Annotated in this window: 5 protein-coding genes; 2 read left to right on the forward strand and 3 right to left on the reverse strand. The window is 74.4% G+C overall.

Features of this window, described 5'->3' with window-relative positions; all coding sequences use genetic code 11:
* Positions 1–232: 232 nt before the first annotated feature.
* The 3 genes from ACFWXO_RS31415 to ACFWXO_RS31425 all read right to left on the reverse strand — a co-directional run bounded on the left by ACFWXO_RS31415 (position 233) and on the right by ACFWXO_RS31425 (position 3,697).
* Positions 233–1,342 carry a calcium:proton antiporter gene (locus ACFWXO_RS31415; RefSeq protein WP_375886733.1) on the reverse strand — a complete coding sequence of 370 codons (1,110 nt, stop codon included), beginning with the start codon at positions 1,340–1,342 and terminating at the stop codon, positions 233–235.
* A gap of 91 nt (positions 1,343–1,433) precedes the next feature.
* Positions 1,434–2,885 (reverse strand): serine/threonine-protein kinase, encoded by a 1,452-nt coding sequence (locus ACFWXO_RS31420; RefSeq protein ID WP_380527926.1) that lies wholly within the window; start codon positions 2,883–2,885, stop codon positions 1,434–1,436.
* 50 nt (positions 2,886–2,935) lie between these two features.
* Positions 2,936–3,697 (reverse strand): serine/threonine protein kinase, encoded by a 762-nt coding sequence (locus tag ACFWXO_RS31425; RefSeq protein WP_380527929.1) that lies wholly within the window; start codon positions 3,695–3,697, stop codon positions 2,936–2,938.
* 511 nt (positions 3,698–4,208) lie between these two features.
* Between ACFWXO_RS31425 and ACFWXO_RS31430 the strand changes: the two genes are divergently transcribed.
* Positions 4,209–4,616, forward strand: a complete 408-nt coding sequence (locus tag ACFWXO_RS31430; protein WP_380527932.1) for a hypothetical protein — start codon at positions 4,209–4,211, stop codon at positions 4,614–4,616.
* A gap of 339 nt (positions 4,617–4,955) precedes the next feature.
* Positions 4,956–5,738 (forward strand): glucosamine-6-phosphate deaminase, encoded by a 783-nt coding sequence (gene nagB, locus ACFWXO_RS31435; protein WP_380527935.1) that lies wholly within the window; start codon positions 4,956–4,958, stop codon positions 5,736–5,738.
* Positions 5,739–5,803: the final 65 nt, after the last annotated feature.

Consider the following 5,803-nt stretch of genomic DNA (forward strand, 5'->3'; position numbering starts at 1 on the left):
TGTTTGGCCCCGCGGGGCGCGGCGCCCGGGGGGTGTGCCGCGCTGGGGGGCGTGGGGGGCGTGTTAGTCCGCGCCCCCCCCCGCGGCGGCCGGCGCGTGGGGCGGGGGGGGGGGGCCGGGGTTCGTCCCTGATCAGGGGCGGAGACGACGGAAGCCCCTGACCGCACGGGGGGACGTGCCAGGGGCTTCCGTTCATCTCCACGGCCCCAGGGGCCTCAGTGGTTCACTCCCGTCACGGATTCACCGCCAGCACCACGAACTCCGCCAGCACCCCCAGGTGCAGCGCGCCCTGGAGCAGGGTCGCCCGGCGCGGGATGACGGTCAGGGTGCCGAGCACGACCGTCAGGGTCAGCAGCACCAGGTGCGAGGGTTCGAGGCCGAGGACGAGCGGGCCGGAGAGCCAGACCGAGGCGATCGCGACCGCCGGGATGGTCAGGCCGATGCTGGCGAGCGCCGAGCCGAGGGCCAGGTTGAGGCTGGTCTGCACCCGGTTGCGCACGGCCGAGCGGAGCGCCGCGATGGTCTCCGGCAGCAGCACCATCAGGGCGATCACCACGCCGACCACGGCGTGCGGCAGTCCGGCGCTCTCCACCGCGGACTCGATGGTCGGCGAGACGCCCTTGGCCAGGCCGACCACCGAGACCAGTGCGACGGCGAGCAGCAGCATGCTCGTCCCGGCGGCGCGGACGGTGGGCGGGGTCGCGTGGTCCTCCTCGTCCTCCTCCCGGCGGACCTTGCCCTCCGGGGTGACGGGCAGGAAGTAGTCCCGGTGCCGCAGGGTCTGGGTGGTCACGAACAGCCCGTACACCACCAGCGAGGCGATGGCCGCGTAGGTCAGCTGGGTGGTGGAGAACTGCGGGCCCGGGGTGCTGGTGGTGAAGGTCGGCAGCACCATGCTGAGCGTGGCCAGGGTGGCGATGCAGGCGAGCGCGGTGCCGGTGCCCTCGGCGTTGAAGACGGCGGTGCGGTACTTGACCGCGGCCACGATGATGGACAGGCCCATGATCCCGTTGCAGGTGATCATCACGGCGGCGAACACGGTGTCCCGGGCGAGGGTCGAGGACTTGTCCCCGCCGTCGGCCATCAGCGTCACGATCAGCGCGACCTCGATCACCGTGACGGCGACCGCGAGCACCAGCGATCCGAACGGCTCCCCGGTCCAGTGCGCGATCACCTCGGCGTGGTGCACGGCGGCCAGCACCGCCCCCACCAGGAACACGGCGACGACGCCGACCACCCAGCCGGGCAGGTCCTCGTGCCAGGTGAGGGCGAGGACGACGAACGCCGCCACCGGGACGACGACGGTCCATTGCGCGGAGGCCGCGCGGAGCTTCGTGATCATGCGCCCGAGGATCCCAGACCGGGGGCCGGTCGCCCGGGTGCCCGCGCCGGGATACGGGTGGATGTGGCACAACTCATCCCGATACGTCCGCTCACCCTCCGTAGTCGGCGAGGTACCGGAGCACCTTGTCGACGTGCGGCCGGACCCGCTCCGGGACGCCCCCGGCGGCCGTCACGGTCTTGTCGCTGGTCCGGTACGCGGCGGCGACCAGCGCGGGCAGGTCGCGGGTGAAGCCCTGCCGCTTGAGCTGCTGGTCGAGCCAACAGACGTAGTTGCCCATCGCGGCGATCGCGTCGCCCGGGTCCAGGTAGGACTTCGGCCCGGGGTGGCTGGCGGCCTTGGCCCAGGCCTCGAAGACCGCGGGCGTCCACATCGCGATGCCGTACTCGCCGGTCTCCGGGCGGGCCGCGTTCGGGTCGAAGCCGCTCTCCGCCTTGAGCATGGCGGCCAGCAGGACGGGGGTGACCTCCGGTTCCGGGCAGCGCCGGGCGGCGTCCTCGACCATGCCCCGGTAGGCGGGCGGGACGTCGGATCCGGCCGGGATCTGCCCGGGCAGCGGTGCGGCGCGGTGACCGCCCGGCCCGGCCCGGCCGACCGGCTCGGGGCCCCCGGTGAGCGCGAGCAGGACGGCCGTGCAGGCCAGCATCCCGAGGCCGGCCCGCAGCACCCGGCGGCGGGCGGCCGGGCGGGCGCCGGCCCGGGCCACCAGGGCGGCCAGGTCGGTGCGGGCGCGCTCCTCCCGGTCCGGGGCCAGGCAGGCCGCCACCACGGGCCGCCAGCGGGCGGGCAGTGCCTGGTCCGGCCGCAGCGGGGCCGCGCCGCGCGCGTACGCCTGGGCGGCGAGCGAGCGGGCCCGGGCGGTGGCACCGAGGAAGGGGTGCAGCCCTCCGGTGAGCAGCTGGTGGGCGATCACCCCGAAGGCCCAGACGTCGGCGCTGGGGCGCACCGCGACCCCGCGCGCGCCGGTGCGCTGGGACCACCACTCGGGCGGGACGTGGTCGGGGGAGCCGAGCGGCGGGGCGTAGGCGTGGGTGCCCTCCAGCTCGGCGGTCAGGCCGAAGTCGGCGATCTTGGCGGTGCCGTCGGGCATCAGCAGGATGTTGGCCGGTTTGAGGTCCCCGTGCACCCAGCCGGCCCGGTGCATGTGGGTCAGTCCGGCGCACACCTCGGCGAGGATCCGCTCGGCGCCGGGGACGGCCCGGCCGGAGCGCGCGGTGGCGAGCAGGTCCTGGAGGCTGCGGGCGGCGCGTTCCATCACCAGCGCGACGGCGCCGTCCAGTTCGGGGCGGCCGGGGTCGTCGACGGTGACCACGGCGAGGGTGCGGATCAGGTGGGGGTGGTCGGCGCGGCGGCTGAACCGCAGTTCCCCGGCGGCCATCTGGGCCGCCGTGCGGCGCTGGCCGGGGCTGGAGCGGGCCGGTCCGAGCAGCTTGACGGCGGCCGGGGAGCCGTCCGGGCCCTCGGCGGCGTAGACGCTGCCCCAGGCGCCCGCGCCGAGGAAGGCGCCGGTGCGGTAGCCGGCCAGGAGGTAGCCCGGGGGCACCTCGAAGGGCGGCCGTGAACCGGGTGGCGGCCCCGGCGGGTCGGCCGGGGTCACGGCCGGGTGGCCGGGCGCCGGGGCGGCAGCAGCGCGAGGTGCTCCTCCCGGACGAGGTCGAAGCGCAGGGCCAGGGCGACCAGTTCCTCGCGTTTGCCCCCGGCCGGGCCCTCCTCGTACGGCTCGCGCAGCCGCAGTTTGGCGCCGACGAGGTAGTCGATGTGGTAGTTCACCGCCGAGCGGGTCAGCCCGTGGCAGGCGGGCAGGGCGCGCAGCCGGGCCAGCACCTCGGTCGCCCCGGGGACGGCGGCGGCGGAGGGCGAGCGCAGCCGGGGTTCGCAGAGCGCGAGCAGCACCAGGAAGTACTTGGCGGTCGGGTCCAGGGCGAAGGGGCTGACGGTGCGTTCGCCGTCCGCGCCGGCGGAGTGGCCGTCCAGGTAGGAGTGCTGCGGGGCGAAGACCTTGAAGGCGGCGGGCTCGCCGAGGGCGGGCAGCAGGACCCGGGAGAGTTCGAAGGGGACGGGTGCGCCGAGCCGGCCGGGGGCGACCTTGACGTGCTCCCCCGCCCCTTCGAGGTTCTCCACCACGTAGGTGGCGGTGGTGGAGAAGTTGGACAGCAGCCAGTAGTCCTCGGCGGCGACCACTTCGCCGGCCCGGCGGGAGACGCCCTGGTCGGGCAGTGGGATGGGGACGGGCCGGGCGGGCTCGCCGCGGCCGAACACCGCGGTCTCGCCGGGGCCCATCCGCAGCAGTGCGGGCGCCGTGCCGGGCGCCGACTCCGGCCTCTGGTTGGGTAGTTGCACGATGACCGTGGCCACGCCGCCACCTCCGTGGGATCGGTTCGATGGTATCCGTCCGATTCGCCCCGGAGGCAAGGCGCTTACCCGGACGGGTGAAGGAGTCCGGACGAAGGGCGGGGCGGGCCGGGGCCCGGACGATCGCTTTCGACAAAAGGGTGGTTCAAGGCCTGGTCAAACGGGCGGACCCGGAGTACGGGGAACCGGGCCCCGGGCCGCTCCGACCCTCCCCGGCCGCACGGACGGGACTCCTCCCGGCCTCCCGCCACTCCTCGCGGGACCCCGGCCGCGGGCGCGATCGGCCACGAACCCTTGCAGGTCGGGAACTTGGCGAACGCCCTGGGCGCTGCGGACCTACTGATCATCCGTCAGGCCGCGACTTGTCCGTGCGCTGAACATCCGGCGAACGATTGCAGCCAGTAGTTGAACCGTCACCATGGGTGTGACGCAACGCACACTTGCCGATCTCATGATGTGTGCAAGACTCATCTCAAGAAGTGAGATTCCCTTTATTTCCAAGGAGGTTCGTATCATGCGCACTCGGATTGCAGCCGTGATGATGACGGTGGCAGGGATCGCCGGGCTGTCGGCCGCCCCCGCCGTGGCCGCCACGGCGACGTCCGAGGCCGGCACCGCGGCCTGCGCCACGGTGCTCAACCGCCCCTGCATCACGCACCAGGCCGACGGTGAAGGCATCGTCGGCATCGCCCAGGTCAGCGCGGACCCCACCCAGTTGACGATGGTTCAGGTAGAGGTGCGCACCCAGCAGGCCTGGGGCAGCCCGTGGGAGACGGTCGCCAGTGCGACGACCGTCCGACTCGGCTCCGCCCAGGCCGTCACCCCCAAGGTCACCGCCACCGCCCCCCGCATCATCTGCGCCACCGCCGGCCCGGCGCTGGACGCCGCCAAGCAGGTGACCACCTGTACCAACCCGTTCTGATCCGGCGCGCTCCGCTCCGGTGGGCCGGACCCCGATCGGCCGCCGGAGGGGCGCCGTCCGGAAGGACACCTCCGTAAGACAGGGCAGCCCGGACCTCCGGGCACCGGGAGCCGGGGCCTTCGGGCCCCGGCTCCTCGGGCGTCCCGGCCTCCCCGGCCTCCCCCGCCTTCTCGGGCGGCCCGGGCGGCCCGGGTGGCCCGGGCACCGGAAAGCCCCCACCAGGCAGAACATCCGGCCCGGAGACCGGCCCCGGGTGGACCTGGGGGCCCCGTTCACGGCAAACTGGTCTAGACCTCGGAGGTCTAGACCTCAGCCTCGCCTCAGAACGGTGGACCCAGTATGGAAATCGTGATCGTCCCTGACGCCCCAGCGGCCGGCGAACTCATCGCCGCGGCGATCACCGATCTGCTGACCGGCAAGCCCGAGGCCCTGCTCGGCGTCGCGACCGGCTCGACCCCGCTGCCGATCTACCAGGCCCTCGCCGAGCGGGTCCGCGACGGCCGCCTGGACGCCTCCCGGGCGCGCATCTGCCAGCTGGACGAGTACGTCGGCCTGCCGGCCGGCCACCCGGAGTCCTACCGCTCGGTGGTCTTGAAGGAGGTCGTGGAGCCGCTCGGCCTGACCGAGGAGTCCTTCCTGGGCCCGGACGGCAACGCCGCCGACATCGCCGCGGCCGCCACCGCCTACGACCGCGCGCTGGCCGAGGCCGGCGGTGTGGACCTGCAGATCCTCGGCATCGGCACGGACGGCCACATCGGCTTCAACGAGCCCTGCTCCTCGCTCTCCTCCCGGACCAGGATCAAGACCCTGACCCGGCAGACCCGGGTCGACAACGCCCGGTTCTTCGACAGCATCGACGAGGTCCCGCACCACGTCATCACCCAGGGCATCGGCACCATCCTGGAGGCCCGCCACCTGGTGCTGCTGGCCACCGGCGAGGCCAAGGCCGAGGCCGTCGCGCTGGCCGTCGAGGGCCCATTGGCCGCCGTCGTTCCCGCCTCGGCGCTGCAGCTGCACCCGCACGCCACCGTGGTGGTGGACGAGGCCGCCGCCTCCCGCCTCAAGCTCGCCGACTACTTCCGCGACACCTACGCGGCCAAGCCGGCCTGGCAGCAGCTCTGACCCCTGCGGTCGCCTGCGGCGCGGGGGGGGGGGGGGCGGGCCGGGGGGGGGGGGCGCCCCCGCCC

It is taken from the genome of Kitasatospora sp. NPDC059088 (assembly GCF_042738155.1).
Classification (GTDB): Bacteria; Actinomycetota; Actinomycetes; order Streptomycetales; family Streptomycetaceae; genus Kitasatospora.